This window comes from Spirosoma sp. 209, assembly GCF_002006735.1.
GTDB classification, from domain to species: Bacteria; Bacteroidota; Bacteroidia; order Cytophagales; family Spirosomataceae; genus Spirosoma; species Spirosoma sordidisoli.
On sequence record NZ_MVEC01000006.1, the window covers coordinates 275,722 to 292,425 of the forward strand.

The window sequence follows — 16,704 nt, forward strand, 5'->3', positions numbered from 1 at the left end:
CCGCTGGCGGAACCGTTTTGTGCAAAAGCACGACGCGGCCCCGTCAGCGGCCGGTTTTTTAGCCGATATAATGTACGGTGCTGGTGGTGCCGTGGTTATCGAGGTTGATCTCGCGAATGCCCACGCGGTAATGATCGACGGCGAAATCGTCGCTATCCTGCTTCATCTGGTAATAGGTAGACGGCGATAGGAGCGTCAGCAGGTTACCCCGCTGTACGACTTTGTCGACATGATAATGGCCGCAAACAACCGTAACGTGGCAGGGAAGTTCACGCACCAGCGACAGAAACTGCTCAGTCTGTAAAAACGGGTGATGCGAGTCCATGAACGCCACGTCGGCGGGCAGGGGCGGGTGGTGCATGAACACCAGCACGTTGTTATCGCGCAGGGCCAGCAGGTACTCCCGCAGCCAGGCCCACTGCTTAGCCGAAAACTGGCCTTTCGATGAATCCAGAAACAGGGCCGGGTGCCCTTCCAGCGGCAGCGCGTAGTAGAGTTCAGATCCGGTCAGAAAATTGGACCGGCCAAATACCTCCGCCATCAGCACCGAGTCGTCATGGTTACCCGAAATGACGTAATGCGGAAACGGTAAGCCGCTGAGCAGTTCTTTCACCCAGGTGTAGGTTTCCCGATCACCGGCTTGGTAGCAGATATCTCCTCCGATAACCAGCCCGTTTGGACGTATGTGTTCCAGATGAGCCAGGGCCTGCAAGAAGTTCTGCCGAACGTCGACACCCATCGGTTTTTCGCCCTCGGCACCAATATGCGGGTCAGTAATAAAGGCAATACGCATCAGACGGTTTTTGCTTCGTTCCAGTAAACATCCATTTCGGCCAGGGTCATGTCGGCCAGCGCCTTACCGTTGGCGCGGGCGCGCTCTTCCAGGTACTGAAATCGTTTAATGAATTTTTTGTTTGTACGCTCCAGCGCGGTCTCCGGATTTATGTCGATAAAGCGGGCGTAGTTGACCAGCGAAAACAGCAGATCACCAAATTCACCTTCGGCCCGCTGGCTGTCGATAGCCTCGCCGGTATCGCCGTTGAATTCGGCTTTAAACTCCTGCATTTCTTCTTCTACCTTTTCCCAGACCTGCTGCCGTTCTTCCCAGTCAAAGCCGGCTCCGCGGGCTTTCTCCTGAATACGCATGGCTTTTACCAGCGCAGGCAGCGACCCCGGTACGCCACCCAGGACCGATTTGTTGCCCTCTTTGAGCTTAAGCTGCTCCCAGTTGGCTTTTACCTGCTCTTCGGTTTCGGCCACCACTGTACCACCAGCGGCATCGGGGTAGATATGCGGATGCCGGCGAATGAGTTTTTCGCAGATGCCGTTCAGCACGTCGGCCATGTCGAACCGGCCCAGCTCGGAGGCAATTCGGGCGTAGAAAACCAGGTGAAGCTGAATGTCGCCCAGTTCTTTCTGTATCTCGGGGAGGTCGTTCTCCAGGATAGCGTCTGACAGTTCGTAGGTTTCTTCGATGGTTAGGTGGCGCAGGCTTTCGAGCGTCTGTTTCCGGTCCCAGGGGCACTGCTCCCGCAGCTCGTCCATGATGGTCAGCAACCGATCGAAGGCCATCAGCTGCTCCTGACGACGCGGGGGTAATTCGTGAAATGGCTTCATGTTGTATATGAACCGACACCCGATCCTGACTCCCTGTTACCGGGCCCGCCCGAATGCCATGACAAACAACAAAGATACGAGCAGATCGGCTGACTTAGTCCCGGCTCATGTCTTAACCATGCGCATCACGGCCTGACCCGAGTCGGTGTGCAGGCTGTAGAGGTAGTATCCCGCTACCAGCCCGGTGCCATTCAGCGGCACGACGTAATTGCCGGCATCGTGAAAACCGTCGCGCAGAACCTGGAGGGGGCGGCCCTGGAGGTCAACTACCGTCAGGCGGGCATACTGGGCTTTTTTGAGCGTAAACTGAATTTCTGTCGTGTCGACAAACGGGTTCGGCGCATTTTGTCCGAGTGCAAACGAACCCGTGGTCACCTCTAGGGCCGATGTCTGACGGAAGATCGGGAGCGTCTCAAACGAGCGTCCCAGCAGCTGTTGGGAGGTATCGGCACTGACGCCCAAATGGTCCTGCAACACGCTGGCATACACCTGCCTGAAATCGTTTTTGAACCGGATATCGCCACTCGGGTCCAGGTCGCCCAGGTTGGGCGCGCTTCCGATAATACCTCCGCGTACGGTTTTTCCGATCACGAACAACGGAGCTGCGGTACCGTGGTCCGTGCCGGTAGTACCGTTCTGGTTTAACCGGCGGCCAAACTCCGAAAACGTCATAATGGTAACCCGATCGGCCAGATTCTGACGGGTCAGGTCTTTCTGGAACGCGGTTATGGCTTCGGATACGGTTTGAAGTAGGGTGGCGTGCAGGCCTGCGGTTGTGTTACCGGCCGTAACCTGGTTGGCGTGCGTATCGAACCCGTTCAGCGTGGTCAGGTAAACGGGGGTCGTCAGCCCGCCCGAAATCAGATCGGCCACAATAGCGAGCTGCTTACCCAGATTCGTATTGGGATAGGTGACGGTGTTTTTTCCCGCATCGGCTTTTTGCTTGATCACGTCCGAATACCGGATCGACTGGGCAGCGACCTGGTTCAGAAACCGGAGCTCGTCGCCCGCCAGCGTATTCTGAAGCGCACCGGCATCGTTGCTGGTCCCCTTCACGAGCTGATAAAACGCATCCGGATTGTCGAAAACGGTACCCATTGACCCAACGTTACTTTGCAGCAGCATCGACTCAACGGAACCGAGCTGTATGGCCATTGGCTGCTGGGGCAGGGTAACCGGATAGGCCGGAAACTTTTTCTGGAGATAGCGGCCTACCCATCCCTCCTCTTCCTGTACATTGGCGTCGGACCCCGACAACCAGATATCCGTCGATCGAAAATGGGACCGATTGGGCGACTCATAGCCTACGTTCTGAACAATGGTCAGCTGGGCATTATGGTACAGCTCCCGAAAACCGGCCAGCGCCGGATTCAGGCCTAGCTGGTCAGTCAGTTTCAGCACACTGTTTTTTGCAATGGCAATGGCAGGCCGTTTCTGGTAATAGATATCGTTTTCGAACGGTACCACCGTGTTAAGCCCGTCGTTTCCTCCCTGCAACTGAACCAGCACCAGAATGGTATCGGCGGGCGCGGAGCCGTTGATCAGCCACGGATTGTAGGCCGAAGCCCGCACCGGAATGCCCTGTACGCCAACGGCGACACCGCCCATCAGCAGGCTCATCTGGCGAAGAAAATCATGACGGTTCATCAGCATAGAGAGTAGTTGGGTGTGATACCAGATCCGTTTGTCAAGCGCGTATCTCGATCAGGTTAGTTGAAATTCAGGAAGACGCATCAGCGCTTTCAGAAATTTTTGAATGCGGGCGTCGGCATTGGGCGTGTTGGTCGACCAGTTGGTAACCACCGTACCGTCGAGCAGCGTATCGAGCAGTAGTTTCTCCCGGCTGGCCGGTGGGTCGACCGCCAGCAGCGCACGAAGCACGTCTTTAACAAACAGGGGCGCATTCTCGGAGCTGCTGAACGAACGGGCAAAATCAAGCGGGTTCACCCTGAACGGCAGGGTTTGTCCATTGCTCTTGCGGCCGTTGATCAGCGAATCGGAATAGCCCCCCCGGGCCGGGTAGGTGTTGGAACTGATCCAGTCGCGCTGACCGGGCCATCCGGCTACGTCGGGCGGATAGAACAGGTACTGTTGCAGCACCCGGCCCATGTCGCCCAGATAAACCAGATCCGGGGCGGCAACGCCCAGGCCTTTCAGCGCGCCGATCATCAATTCGGTCGGACTCTTGATTTTGGCACCCCGGTACTCGGGCCGGTAGAACTCATCGGCGGTAAAGAGGAACTGCAAAACAGCCCGGATGCTGTAGCTGGCCTTCCGGAACACATCGGCCATTTGCCCAACGAACAACTCATTGGGCTTGTAGTACACAAACTCCCGGTACAGCTTCCGGCAGATGAATTCGGCAACGACATCTTTGCTCAGGATGATATCGACCACATCGGCATAGGTGAAGTTACCGGTTCGGCCCAGCAGGGTTTTGCTGACGTCGGCAAAATTGGCTTTGCTGAACACGGCCGTCAATCCATCGACCCGCCACCCCGTCAGGGCCAGGGCTGCCTGCCTCACATCCGCTTCGGTGTAATTACCGATGCCCATGGTAAACAGCTCCATCAGCTCGCGGGCGTAGTTTTCGTTCGGTGCGTTTTTGTTATTCTGCCGACCATCCAGGTAGATGAGCATGGCCGGGTTGATGCTGACCTCTTTCGTAAACTGGCGAAAATCGCCAAACACATGCTGCCGGAATAAAGCATTCTGCTGATACATGTACTGCGGATAATCTACCTTGGCCCGGTCCGACACAAAATGATTATGCCAGAACAGCACCATTTTTTCGCGCAGGCTGGTGCCTTCGGTCAGCATCCGATTCAGCCACCAGCTGGTCAGTTCGGTATACCGTACGCTCCGCATGGTATCGTTGGCTACCGGGCGCTCGGTTACCCAGCTGGCGGGAGGAGCAGGCTGCGGCCGATCGGCCAGAAGCTCCTGGCTCACAAAGTCGGCCGCCGATGGGTACGACAGTGCTTTGGCCAGATCGGCCCGGGTGTAACCGAACAGACAACGGGCCAGCAGATGGCGGGCTGAGTCGGCGTTCCAAACCTGCATGATATACGAGTGTTATGTCAGCAAACAATATATAAACTTAATCGACTATCCAGTTAACGACTCAACGAATAAGTTAATTAATTAACAGTCAGCCACTTAAATATAGCCAAACTGCTTTGTTTCAACTTATTTCATCGGTAAATAATCATACTGACAGGCGTCTGGCCCGGTGGTACCGATTGCTTCCCTCCCAGCGACTACGGTACAGTCAGGGCCGTTCAAATGATTTCCTGAAAAATCGTTGGAAATCAAAAAGTGGCACCGTTACTTTGACAAACAAAGTACTTTACATTTCATGCAACATTCACTTACTCCATTTGCTCAGGCGCTGGTCAGCCAGCCAGGACAGACCAGACCCGGGAAAGGGCTAATGGCCCTGGCCGGTTTAACCCTGGCGGGGTTGAGCCTGGTTACGATGCGGGGGCTTCTGACAGGCAACTGGTGGTTTTTTGTCATGCTCACCTGGAACCTGTTTCTGGCCTTTTTCCCGCTGGGCGTGGTGCTGGTCCTCCGCGATCTGCGCACGGCGGGGTTCCTGAACCGGTGGTTGTTACTGGGCAGCCTGGCCGTATGGCTGGCGTTTCTGCCCAATGCACCCTACATCATTACCGACCTCTTTCATATCCAGCATATTGAGCCGCCCCTGCTCTGGTTCGATACGATCACCCTGTTTCTTTTTGCCCAGACCGGGCTGCTGGCCGGCCTTTACTCGACCCTGATTGTTCATCGGATCGTGCGCCCCCTGGCGGGCACCTGGCCAACCTGGGGACTCATGCTGGGCAGTCAGGTGTTGTCGGGACTGGGCATATACCTGGGTCGGTTTGGCCGCTGGAACAGCTGGGACGTTCTAACCAACCCCGTTGCCCTGACGCGGGCGCTGACCAGGGTGTATCAGGACCATCTGAGCCTCAAACTGACGTTATCGTACGGGTTTGTGCTGGTGGTCGTCTATCTTGCATTTTACTGGTATGTAGAAGACAACCGGCGGTAAAGGGTCCGTCTCGTGCCCATAGGGCTGCAGTTTCCGTCCCGCCCGGTAGTTATCTACCCTGTTTCAACTGTATGTTTGCCAAATGATCGACTGGCAGAAGGTAGTACGCAGCTTTCGATTTGCAGGGCAGGGCATCGTGGATCTGTTCCGTTTCGAAAACAACGCCCGGGTCCATCTGCTCCTGGCGGGGATGGTAGTCGGCGCGGGCTTGTGGCTACAGCTGAGTCGGGCGGAGTGGGCCATTATCGTAACGCAGATTGGTCTGGTCTGGGCCGCCGAAGCCGTCAATACCGCCATCGAGAAGTTATGCGATCTGGTATCGCCCGGCTATCATCCGCAGATCAAAGCCGTCAAGGATCTTTCGTCGGGTGCGGTCCTGATCCTGGCCATCACGGCGGTGGTAGTTGGCGCCCTGATTCTGGGCGGACACCTGCTCGAGCGTTTTATGAGTAACTAAACCGTTGACCAGCCAACCCGGCCGTAGAGGCCCGGTTGACTCCTTTAAACTGAATACGATCTTATGTACGAATCTCACGAACATCTGCAGACGCTGACGGAGATCCGCAGCCTGATGGAGCGGTCGTCCAAATTCCTGTCCCTGAGCGGTCTGTCGGGCGTGTCGGCGGGGGTGGTGGCGCTGGCCGGAGCAGCCGTTGTCTACACACGACTTCGCGCCGACTGGGTCAGTGCGTTGGGCTATCTGCCCGCCGGTTCGTATACCGATACGACCCACGCAGCCCTCGTGCCGTTTCTGGTGCAGGTAGCGGTAGCGGTGCTGGTGCTGGCCTTGCTGTCGGGCACCTACTTTACCGTTCGGAAAGCCCGACGGCAGGAGCAACGGGTCTGGAATGCCAGCTCACGGCGGTTACTCTGGGCCATGCTGATTCCACTGGCTACGGGGGGCTTATTTTGCCTCGTTCTGCTGATGCACAAGCTCATCTGGCTGGCCTTTCCGGCTACGCTGATCTTTTACGGACTGGCCCTGCTGAACGGCAGTCGGTACACCGTCCGGGATGTAGAGTCGCTGGGCTATTGCGAAATCGGACTGGGGTTACTGGCGTTAGTCTGGCCCGGCTATAACCTGCTGGCGTGGGCCATCGGGTTTGGTGTGCTGCACATTGTCTACGGCCTCACCATGTATTATAAATATGAACGAAATACGGCATGATCGATCTGCTCGCTCAATTTAACAAAGCCTTTGAGAGCAAAGCGCGTCTGAATATCATGTCAGTACTGATGGTAAACGACTCCATGAGTTTCAACGCGCTGAAGGAATTGCTCAGTCTAACCGACGGCAACCTGGCAACGCATTTGCGGGCGCTGGAAGAGTCGGGGTATATTGCCGTATCCAAGCAGTTCGTGGGTCGGAAGCCAAACACCACCTACGCAGCCACCGACACGGGCCGCCAGGCTTTTCAGGACCACCTCAATGCTCTCGAAGCCTTCATCAAAAACCTGTGATTCAGCGGATCATCGACCGGATTCATAACTGACGACACCCCTTACAGCGCCAGTTCGACAGACGGGTCCCACAGGCGGGTCTGGAAATCGACCACCCGATCATCTTCCACCTGTACGCCTTCGGCTTCGAGGAGTTCCTGCATGGCGGTGGGGCTACCAAAAAAGTGTTTGCCCGACAGTACCCCGATTCGGTTGACCACCCGGTGGGCGGGTACGTCGTGGCCGTGCGAGGCTACCATAGCCCAGCCTACCATACGCGCTCCGGCCCGCAAACTCAGATAGCGGGCAATGGCTCCGTAGGTGGTGACCCGGCCGACCGGCACCTCCCGCACGACCCGGTATACTTCCGCGAAATAATCTTTATCCTCAAGCATACTGCCGAACCGTCTGCTACGCTACCGGATCATGACGACCGGGGTGTTTCGATTTCGGCCACCAGCCTTCCGTACCATTCTTCGCCGTAGGCCCGGATAAGAGCCTCGCGAACAAACTTATAAATAGGCACGTTGAGCTGTTCGCCCAGTCCGCAGGCCGGGCTGCAGATGGGCCAGCGGTCGTAGTTAAGCGCGTGAAAATGCTCGTATTTGGTGACGCGGATGGGATACAGATGACACGAGATCGGTTTTTTCCAGTCGACTTTTCCGTCGTTGTACGCTTCTTCGATGCCGCACTTCAGGATGCCTTTATCATCCCAGGTTGCGTAGACGCACTCGCGCCCGCCTACCGTATTCGTCACGTAGCCACCCTCTCCGTCGGGCTCATATCCGCCCCGTTGTTCAATAACCTGGATGCCTTCGGGCGATAAATAAGGCTTGATGTCTTCATAGATCCGGTCCAGAATCAGATGCTCTTCGTCCTCAAGGGGAGCCCCCATATCGCCTTCGACGCAGCAGGCGCCTTTGCATTTGTCCAGGTTGCAGACAAAGAATTTTTCGGCCACATCATCGCTGATGCAGGTATTATCCAGTAGAATCATGCCGGTTGACAGGGGCCCTACCCCCGCTGATTTATGTCAATAAGCGGGGGTAAGCCCACCTTACTTCACTATTTTGATCTTTTGTCCTTCTTTAACAGCAACATCGGTCAGATTATTCCATTGCTGAATCTGTTCGATGGTGACCCCGTAGCTTTTCGAGATGCGGAACATGGTCTCTCCTTTGGCAACGGTATGGTAAACAACCTCCCCACCCGCCGACGCAGCCTCGGGTTTGGACGGCTGCACAGCCCGACCGGGCGTTGCTTTCACGACCAGCTGCTGACCCACTTCCAGCACATCGCTGGCCGTCCGGCTGTTGAGCGCCAGGAGTTCATCGACCGTTAAGCCATACAGACGGGAAATGCTGTAATAAGTCTGCCCGGCTTCAACCGTATGACTGGCAGCCGACCGGTTCACGACCGGGGTCGGGGCAGCCGGACGCGGAGCCGGTTCGACCGTACGCTCGGGCGCACTGGGGGCGGGCGTGCGGTCAGCTTTCACGACGGCAGGCGCAGCCGGGCGCGGGGGCGCTTTGGTAGCGGGTACCGTAAGTGATCCGTCGGCCTGCTGTTCGCGGGGGCCTTCGTAGCGGTCCGACTCCGGCGCGGATTTGGCCGGGGTCGTTGCCCGTTCGGGCCGGGTAGCGACCGGTACCGTTTTTTCAGGAGTTCCGGTTTCCGGCGACCGGACAATCACGACCCGTTGCGAACCCGTATCAGACGAGCGGCTCGTGGTGGGCTGGGCCGGGGCGGGTGCCGGATCAGGCCGGGTGGCCGGTTCGGAGCTACCGTCGTTGGGCGTTACCCCCCCGCCTACCAGCTTGGGCTGATATACTTTACGTTCCGACGCCGTGCGGGGCACATCGCTCATCCCGCTGACGGGCCTCCGCGGACCGCTGTTGCTGGCTACCTCGGCCTGACGGGCTGCCGGGGTTGGCGTCTGATCGTATACCGGTGGCGTAGGCGAGTTGATAATTTCGACCGGTTTGTTGTTGGGTCGGCGTTCGCGCAGCCACATGACCCGCCCTACGGCCAGCTTCTGTACCCGGTCGAGCCGATTGTAGCGCATCAGCTTCTTCAGCCGCAGGCCGTACCGCTGCGAGATGCTGCGCGACGTTTCGCCATCCCGAACCGTATGAAAAGGCACCAGCGCTTTCTTCCGCTTCTTGGCCAGGTAATACACATCGTTGACAATAACCGGGTCCCGATCGCTCATGTCGTTGTACCGCAGAAAGCTCGACACGCTGATTTTCGCCTTCCGCGCCAGCGTGGTGGCATTGTCGCCAGCCTGGGCCTGGATACCGGGCAATCCGTTAATTTCGTACAGAATCGGTTCATTTTTGCTGCTGACACCCGTCGTTACCCGGCGCAGCACCGGAAACCCAACGTCATTCTGTACGAACTCGGGCGTTTTTTTGGCCCCGACGCTTACGATCTTCTGCCGAACGTCGTTGATCTGATCCGACGCCACCGGTATAGCCATAACGTAGGCTTTGTCGGTGGGTACGGCTTCGCCGAGCACCCAGCGGTTGTATTTCCGCAGTTCGAATTCATCGACGCCCAGATCGTCGGCAATGGAGCGCATGGTTTTGCCGCCCCCGTTACCATATTCGATCAGCGCAAACCGGTTCGACGACTGGTGGGTCGGCAGGGCGCTTTCGATGGCGATCTTATGCGCAAAAAAGCGCAGAATATACCGGTCGGTCCGCCCGTCGAGGGCTACCTCCCGTGCATACGACCAGTCGGGCGGTATTAGTTTGGAGATGCCGCCAGCGCCCAGGTAATACGAGTACAGCGACGCAATCCAGTTGTTGAACTGGCCGTTGCTTTTCTTCATGTACCGGGCCGCGCCATGCGTTGATGCCGTAATGCTCTTCCGCTCATCGACCTCATCATCGACGCGCAGACCGTGTTCAACCGCGGTTTCCCGCTTAAACTGCCAGTACCCGACCGCCGTTGACGCCGACACGGCATCGGGTGTCAGCGAACTCTCCTGCACGGCCAGGTATTTGAAGTCGGTAGGTACGTCTTCATCGATCAGGATGGCTTCAATTATCGGGAAGTACAGCGCCACCCGGTCGAGTTTGGCGGTCCAGTACTGCCGGTTGGCCATCAGCGCGTTTACATCCTGTTGCACGATACGGCGGGCATCGGGATCGAGCCGCACCGAGATATCGGCAAAGGTTATCTGCTCGGGTACGGCTGGCACCGACGTCTGGGCCAGGGCCGTAAAGCCCGTAAGCAGGCAGGGAATGGTTAAAGCGTAGGTGATTCTGGTCATAAATCGGATAAATCGTATTCGGTCTTGTTGTCTTTTCTATACTTTTCGGGCCATCATAATGCCGTCGCGAATGGGCAGCAGTACGTTTTCTACGCGTGGGTCATCCTGAACCAGTTGATTGAATGTCAGCACCGATCGGGTATCCTCGTCTGACGGTTTCAGCGGCTCAATAACCTTGCCACTCCAGAGCACATTATCAGCCAGCATAAAGCCGCCCGGCCGTAGTTTATCGATCACCAGCTCGAAATAAAGCGGCAGGCTGCGCTTATCGGCATCGATGAAAACCAGGTCGAACGTATCGGTCAGGGTAGGGATCACCTCGGCAGCCAGCCCGATCCGGAGGTCGATCCGGTCGTTGAGGGGCGATTGCTGCCAGTAGGACCGCGCAAACGCTTCCAGTTCTTCGTTCTGATCGATGGTAATCAGCAGGCCATCGTCCGTCAGTCCTTCGGCCAGGCAAAGAGCCGAATAGCCCGTGTAGGTACCGATCTCAAGCACCCGCCGGGGGCGAATCATCCAGGAGATCATGGCCAGCAGGCGACCCTGCAAATGCCCCGACAGCATACGGGGGGCCATAACATGGGCTCGGGTGTTGCGGTTGAGCCGACGCAGCAGATCGCTCTCGGGCGAGGTGTGCGCTTCGGCATAGTCGGTCAGGGCGGCAGGCAAAAAATCCATTCGGCTGGCTCAGCGATGTTTCCGAATCAGGGAATCTGGCATCGCTAATGGGCTGGTTTAGGTAAAAGTAGTGGTTTTTAAGAAACGAACGCCCAAAAGCAGCATTGTAGTACAGAAAATTAGTAGGCCACTCAGAAAGCCCGCCAGCCTACACCCGGTTCTGGCTATCGATGATGATCGTTACGGGCCCGTCGTTGAGCAGCGACACCTTCATATCGGCCCCAAACTGGCCCGTTTCGACGGGTTTTCCGAGATCGGCCGTGAGCTGGGCAATCATAGCTTCGTAAAGCGGGATAGCCACGTCGGGCCGGGCCGCTTCGATAAAACTGGGGCGGTTTCCCTTTCGGGTGCTGGCGTGCAGGGTGAACTGACTGATGAGCAGAATAGACCCGTCGACAGCCGCCAGGTCGAGGTTCATTTTGTCGTCGGCATCGTTGAAGATCCGCATCCCCACAATCTTCCGGCTGAGCCATTCGACATCCTCTCGCGTATCGGCATGGGTAATGCCCAGTAGCACCAGAAAACCAGTCCCGATCTGTCCTCTGACCTCGTTGTCAATGGTAACGGAAGCCTGCGAAACGCGCTGTATTACGGCAATCATGCAGCAAATAATGACAGTATGTAAAAAGCCCGGTCTGCCACCAGGCAAACCGGGCTCAAAAGTACACATCAACCAGTAAAAGCCGGTCGGTGCGCGCTGGCTTAGTCAACAGCCGGTGCCTGGCCCCCATCCGTACCGGCCGCACTGACGGTCATGCCGGACGTGGTAGCGGGCGCAGTGCCGATGGCGTCGATCAGCCAGCTGGGTGGTCCACCGGCGTCGGTAGCCGATCCGCTTTCCGGCGTCAGCTGGCTGGAAACGGCATTGTCGGCCGGTGCTTCTCCGCCGGCCGATGCGGTGGGCGTGGTATTGGGCAAAACCGTACCGACGTCAGGCGTCAGGGTGGTTTTCTCTTCGGTTTCGATCAGAATTCGCATGGCAGAGCAACGGTTTAGTTCAGAATGGCATAACGCGCTTCGATGTTGACGGGCTGATTGGTCAGATTCCGGATCGTGATCCAGTACGTAATGGCCGTGGGCGATGACCGCTCTACATCAACCTCCCACTCTACCTGGGGGCCACCCGGCCGCGGTGAGGTTGGTACCACGTTCCAGATAACCTGTTTGGCTGCGTTCCAGTTAAAGGTGAACCAGCGCTGGGCTGCATTGGGGCCTAGTGTGCCCGTAAATTGTACGCCGACTTGCATGATCTGTTCGATTAAAAAGTTGTCGATAGTGATGAAATAGGAGACTGGCTACCAGCCCAGTACCGCAAACCGCCCCTCGATCGTGACGGGCTGGTTGGTCAGATTGGTGACGTTGAGCCAGTAGGTAACGAAGGCGTCGGACGACCGTTCGACCTGTACTTTCAGGCGGGTTTGCGGAGCGCCGGGGCGCGGGCTGGTCGGCACCACGGTCCAGACAACGTGCCAGTGGGCGGGCCAGTTGAAGGTAAACCAGCGCTGGGTGGCGTTGGCCCCTACCGTTCCGGTAAACTGAACCCCCGTCCAGAAATTGGTTTGCAGCACCAGGGGGATCAGCTGCCGCAGGTTGGGCCGGTTGCCGATCCGTTGCGTAGCCGGTCGACCGGTGGCACCCTGCTGCGGAGAGCCGGTAGCCCGCAGCACCTCACGGGCCCGGGCCGGCGACATCGGAATACGACCACGCGTCCGCAGAATACCCTGCAACGAAGCCAGCGCCCCAACCACGATGGGCGACGCGCTGGAGGTGCCGCTGAACTGATCGGTATAGAACGTGTTTTCGCTGCCTCCCTGCAGATCGCCGTAGCCCGTGGTGGTTACCTCGTAGCCCCAGCCCTGCACATCGACCATAGCGCCGAAGTTGGAAAAACCGCACCGGGCCCGGTCAACGTAAGGCTCGCCGGGCTGACCGCTGCGACCGTGCGTACCGGCCGGCGGATTCCCCGCCCCCACAACGACCGCGCCCGAATCGCGGTTAGCGCGGTTGAAGGGGTTGCGCCAGCCCGCCGGAAAACCGGCCAGCGGGGTATTATAAATGGCGTCGTCGAGGTTGTTACCGCCGTTGCCGGCTGCTTCGACCACAATGACACCCCGCGCCACAGCATACCGAATAGCATCGAATTCGGCGGGCCACCACTCAACCGTTGTCCAGCCACGGGTCGGATGTCCGTACTGCTGCTCGATCAGGATTATATCGCCGGGACGCAGGCTGTCGGCGGCCTGCCGGAGCGCTTCGGGCAGGTTATACGCCATAGCCGCATTTCGGTAGACCGACACCGCCCGGGTGTTTGCCTCGGGACTGATGCCGGTAATACCGAGCGTATTGACATCGCCACCGATCTCGCCCAGGACCGCCGTGCCGTGGTCGCGCCAGTCGGCCCGCTGTACCCCGCTGAGGAGGCCGCCCGAGTTCTGGATCAGGTCTTCATGGGTGAAATTCCACCCGCCTTCGATATCGATTACCTGCACGCCCGCTCCCCGACCGCCCGGAATAGTCCAGGCAAAGTCGGCGTCGATACCGGTCGGTGCCGCCCGCAGGTAATCCTGCCGGGCCGTAAAGTTGGGCGTTACGGGCGGAGCCGCATCGGCCGGACTGGTAGTCGGCGTTACCACAAACGGCAGGGCCGCTTCGGGCTGCACGTAGGCGCCATCTACCGTGGCCAGACTACGCAGCGACTCGGCTACCGCTTCAGCGCGATCTTTCGGCACATCGGCCACGTAGTAAACGCTCAGGTTGGGCAGCTCGTCGGTTTCGGCCAGCCCGTTGGTGGCCGGTTGCGGGGCCGAGCGGCTGAGTTCGAACATAGGCCGCAGCGAAATTCCTTCGGCCGCCAGCAAACTGGTCAGAGCGCCGGACTGCCCTTCGTCGGCCAGCACAACCGCCTGCGTACCGGCTTCGGGCTGCGGCACACTGTCTGTCCTGAACACAACAACAACCTGACCCGTATCGGCGTTGACCGGGTTGCCTGCCGGGGGCGCCGAGGGCGATGGAGGTGCACTTCGTTTTGCCATGATAAAAAGATTTAGGATGGGTGTACGAATAGCCCCTTCGGGCAACTCGTAGCCCTTAGTCGCCACCCGCCCCCGCCGACGGCAACAAACGCTTCCTGTCTTTGAGCGAACGGTCAGTAAACCCCATGATTCTGGGCTACTTCGGTCCTGTTCACCAGCCAGCGCGGCCTGGCTAACGGGGAGTACCGGCGGTTGGGACCAACAAAAAACCGGGCTCGATGGCCCGGCTTGTGCGAAGTCGGTCTGGCGAGACGGCTATACTTCGGCCAGCAGCAGCTGGGCAATCAGGAAATAAACGCCGATCCCAATCAGGTCATTGGCGGTCGTAATGAACGGCCCCGACGCTACGGCCGGGTTAATGCCAATTCGGTTCAGCAGTAACGGTGTAATTGTGCCCATGAACGACGCCAGCAGCACCACCGACAGCAGCGACATGGCCACCACAAAAAACAGCCGCGGCTCGCCGATCAGGAACGTATACACCCCCGCAATCAGGCCCACCACCAGCCCGTTGATAACCGCCACCAGCAGCGTCCGAAACAGCCGCCGGGCCAGCGTCGTGGTCAGCCCCGAGGTGTCGGATAAGCTCTGTAGAATCAGCGATGACGTTTGTATACCCACGTTGCCCCCCGTTGACCCGATGATCGGAATGAACGCAGCCAGCGCAGCAATTTTGCCCAGTTCACTCTGGAATCCGTTGATGACCGTTGCGGCCATGAGACTCCCCACGGCCCCCGCCACGAGCCAGGGGAGCTGCACTTTGGAGCGCTGCCAGATGCTGTCGTCCTCTTCGACCTCGCCCGACAGACCAGAAATGACCTGGATGTCTTCTTCGGCCTGCTCGGTAATGACGTCGACTACGTCATCGATGGTAATCCGTCCCAGCAGGCGCTGCTGTACGTTCACGACCGGAATGGCATCCAGGTCATATTTCTGCATCACCTCGGCCACCTCGGCTACGGGTCGGTAGGTTTCTACGTAGACCACATCGTCGTCGTAGATATCGGCAATCTTGGCCGTTTTCCGGGCCAGCACGATCTTCTTCAGGGAGACCAGCCCCAGCAGTTTACCGACATCATCGACCACGTAAACGGCGTAGACATTCTCGACGTTTTCGGCCTGTTGCCGGATTTCTTCGATGCAGGCATTGACGCGCAGGTTGACGTTAATTTTTATCAGCTCCTTCTGCATCAGACTACCCGCCACGCCGTCTTCGTAATGCAGCAGGTCCAGAATAAACCGCGCCTGTTCGCGGTCTTCGAGCAGGCCGATGACCTCTTCGCGCACCTGAATGGGTTGTTCGTTCAGGATATCCACGGCATCGTCCGACTCCATCACGTTGATGAACGGAGCAATTTCGGCCGAGGTGAAGGTGCCGAGCAGGTTGGTTCGGTCGTTGGTTTCGAGGTTGGCCAGGATCTCGGCCCCGACCGATTTGTCGAGCAGGTTCAGCAGGTAATGCGCCGGCTCGGGCTCCAGCTCGTACAGGATGCCCGAAATATCGGCCGGGAACAGCTCTTCCATCTCCGCCCGAAGCGCCACATCATCGCCCGAGCCGATCAGCTGCTGTATGTGGTCGAGGTAGTCCTGGGTGAGTTCGAAAGTCACTTCTAAGTGATGAGTTAGGAGTTATGAGTTATGAGAACCGAATGCTCATCGCTCATAACTCATCGCTATTGTTAGGTCAACGAACTCGGCTACGCTGAGCTGTTCGGCGCGTTTGTCCATAAACGGGCTGGCCAGAGCCGCTTCGGTGGGGTTGAGGGGTTTGAGGGCGTTGCGCAATGTTTTGCGTCGCTGCCCAAAGCCATGCTTAACCACCTGAGTGAATTTGCGCTCGTCGCAGCCGAGCTCGGTTTTGTCATTGCGACGCAGCGAGAGCACGCCCGAATGCACTTTCGGGGGCGGGTTGAACACCTCGGGCTCAACGGTGAACTCGTACTTGATGTCGTACCAGGCCTGGAGCAGTACACTCAGAATACCGTAGTCTTTGTTGCCCGGCCCCGACGCGACCCGCTGTGCCACCTCGCGCTGAAACATGCCCACAACCTCGGGTACGCGGTCGCGCATCTCAAGAACCTTAAACAGGATCTGGGTCGAGATGTTGTACGGAAAATTGCCGATTACGGCAAAGGGGGTGGTAGTATCGGGCTGTTTAGCCGGCAGCAGATCGGGGCGTATGTTCAGGAAGTCGGATGCCAGAATATGCCCCTCCAGCGCCGGCACGTGCTGTTTGAGGTAATCGACCGATTCGCGGTCAATCTCGATCACGAACGTTTCGAAGGCGGGTTTCTGCAACAGAAACTGCGTCAGCACGCCCATTCCTGGCCCAATTTCGAGCAGCTGCGTATAGCCACCGTGCCCGGTCAGCAGATCAGCGATGCGCTGGGCAATACTAAGGTCTTTCAGAAAGTGCTGGCCGAGTTCTTTTTTAGGCGTAACCTGCATAATGGGCGAAGGGCCGCAAAAAAAGTGATTCAGACACGTTGGCAGCCCACAACAAAGGTACGGCGAGCCAGTCAAAAGTAAGCCAATCAACTGCACAAGCCTGAAGGTTTAGGCGTTCTCAGGCTACCCTAACAAAGTTCAGCTCCGTTAGCCTCCCA

General features: G+C 57.9%; 18 protein-coding genes. 4 read left to right on the plus strand and 14 right to left on the minus strand.

What is annotated here, in order from left to right; all coding sequences use genetic code 11:
• Positions 1 to 58: 58 nt before the first annotated feature.
• The 4 genes from B1C80_RS12175 to B1C80_RS12190 all read right to left on the minus strand — a co-directional run bounded on the left by B1C80_RS12175 (position 59) and on the right by B1C80_RS12190 (position 4,680).
• Positions 59 to 793, minus strand: coding sequence for a metallophosphoesterase (locus B1C80_RS12175; RefSeq protein ID WP_077921367.1), 735 nt, complete (start codon positions 791 to 793; stop codon positions 59 to 61).
• A complete protein-coding gene (mazG, locus tag B1C80_RS12180; protein WP_077921368.1) occupies positions 793 to 1,617 on the minus strand; it encodes a nucleoside triphosphate pyrophosphohydrolase in 825 nt (274 codons plus the stop codon). The genes B1C80_RS12175 and mazG overlap by 1 nt, the downstream gene beginning before the upstream one ends.
• Positions 1,618 to 1,722: 105 nt before the next feature.
• Complete coding sequence (locus tag B1C80_RS12185) at positions 1,723 to 3,270, minus strand: DUF1501 domain-containing protein (protein ID WP_236648741.1); 1,548 nt, start codon at positions 3,268 to 3,270, stop codon at positions 1,723 to 1,725.
• Positions 3,271 to 3,321: 51 nt separating this feature from the next.
• On the minus strand, positions 3,322 to 4,680 hold the full coding sequence (locus tag B1C80_RS12190; RefSeq protein WP_077921369.1) for a DUF1800 family protein: 1,359 nt from the start codon (positions 4,678 to 4,680) through the stop codon (positions 3,322 to 3,324).
• A 295-nt stretch (positions 4,681 to 4,975) separates the two neighbouring features.
• On the opposite strand from B1C80_RS12190, the gene B1C80_RS12195 reads away from it, so the two are divergent.
• From B1C80_RS12195 to B1C80_RS12210, 4 genes are all read left to right on the plus strand, one after another.
• Positions 4,976 to 5,671, plus strand: coding sequence for a DUF1361 domain-containing protein (locus B1C80_RS12195; protein ID WP_077921370.1), 696 nt, complete (start codon positions 4,976 to 4,978; stop codon positions 5,669 to 5,671).
• An 82-nt stretch (positions 5,672 to 5,753) separates the two neighbouring features.
• A complete protein-coding gene (locus B1C80_RS12200) occupies positions 5,754 to 6,128 on the plus strand; it encodes a diacylglycerol kinase family protein (protein WP_077921371.1) in 375 nt (124 codons plus the stop codon).
• A 63-nt stretch (positions 6,129 to 6,191) separates the two neighbouring features.
• Positions 6,192 to 6,839: a hypothetical protein gene (locus tag B1C80_RS12205; RefSeq protein ID WP_077921372.1), complete on the plus strand. Its 648-nt coding sequence runs from the start codon at positions 6,192 to 6,194 to the stop codon at positions 6,837 to 6,839.
• Positions 6,836 to 7,132, plus strand: coding sequence for a transcriptional regulator (locus B1C80_RS12210; RefSeq protein WP_077921373.1), 297 nt, complete (start codon positions 6,836 to 6,838; stop codon positions 7,130 to 7,132). The genes B1C80_RS12205 and B1C80_RS12210 overlap by 4 nt, the downstream gene beginning before the upstream one ends.
• A 41-nt stretch (positions 7,133 to 7,173) precedes the next feature.
• Here the strand turns inward: B1C80_RS12210 and B1C80_RS12215 are convergent, their stop codons facing one another.
• The 10 genes from B1C80_RS12215 to rsmA all read right to left on the minus strand — a co-directional run bounded on the left by B1C80_RS12215 (position 7,174) and on the right by rsmA (position 16,546).
• Positions 7,174 to 7,506, minus strand: coding sequence for an MGMT family protein (locus B1C80_RS12215; protein ID WP_077921374.1), 333 nt, complete (start codon positions 7,504 to 7,506; stop codon positions 7,174 to 7,176).
• A 29-nt stretch (positions 7,507 to 7,535) separates the two neighbouring features.
• Complete coding sequence (locus B1C80_RS12220) at positions 7,536 to 8,108, minus strand: DUF3109 family protein (RefSeq protein WP_077921375.1); 573 nt, start codon at positions 8,106 to 8,108, stop codon at positions 7,536 to 7,538.
• A gap of 60 nt (positions 8,109 to 8,168) precedes the next feature.
• Positions 8,169 to 10,388 (minus strand): LysM peptidoglycan-binding domain-containing protein, encoded by a 2,220-nt coding sequence (locus B1C80_RS12225; RefSeq protein WP_077921376.1) that lies wholly within the window; start codon positions 10,386 to 10,388, stop codon positions 8,169 to 8,171.
• A 36-nt stretch (positions 10,389 to 10,424) separates the two neighbouring features.
• Positions 10,425 to 11,066 (minus strand): O-methyltransferase, encoded by a 642-nt coding sequence (locus tag B1C80_RS12230; RefSeq protein WP_077921377.1) that lies wholly within the window; start codon positions 11,064 to 11,066, stop codon positions 10,425 to 10,427.
• 148 nt (positions 11,067 to 11,214) lie between these two features.
• Positions 11,215 to 11,667, minus strand: coding sequence for a D-aminoacyl-tRNA deacylase (dtd, locus tag B1C80_RS12235; RefSeq protein WP_077921378.1), 453 nt, complete (start codon positions 11,665 to 11,667; stop codon positions 11,215 to 11,217).
• Between the two features lie 101 nt (positions 11,668 to 11,768).
• Positions 11,769 to 12,044, minus strand: a complete 276-nt coding sequence (locus tag B1C80_RS12240; RefSeq protein WP_077921379.1) for a hypothetical protein — start codon at positions 12,042 to 12,044, stop codon at positions 11,769 to 11,771.
• 14 nt (positions 12,045 to 12,058) lie between these two features.
• Positions 12,059 to 12,313 (minus strand): hypothetical protein, encoded by a 255-nt coding sequence (locus tag B1C80_RS12245; protein ID WP_077921380.1) that lies wholly within the window; start codon positions 12,311 to 12,313, stop codon positions 12,059 to 12,061.
• A 48-nt stretch (positions 12,314 to 12,361) separates the two neighbouring features.
• Positions 12,362 to 14,098, minus strand: a complete 1,737-nt coding sequence (locus tag B1C80_RS12250; RefSeq protein WP_077921381.1) for a S8 family peptidase — start codon at positions 14,096 to 14,098, stop codon at positions 12,362 to 12,364.
• Positions 14,099 to 14,353: 255 nt separating this feature from the next.
• A complete protein-coding gene (gene mgtE, locus B1C80_RS12255) occupies positions 14,354 to 15,706 on the minus strand; it encodes a magnesium transporter (protein WP_077921382.1) in 1,353 nt (450 codons plus the stop codon).
• 45 nt (positions 15,707 to 15,751) lie between these two features.
• A complete protein-coding gene (gene rsmA / locus B1C80_RS12260) occupies positions 15,752 to 16,546 on the minus strand; it encodes a 16S rRNA (adenine(1518)-N(6)/adenine(1519)-N(6))-dimethyltransferase RsmA (RefSeq protein ID WP_077921383.1) in 795 nt (264 codons plus the stop codon).
• Positions 16,547 to 16,704: the final 158 nt, after the last annotated feature.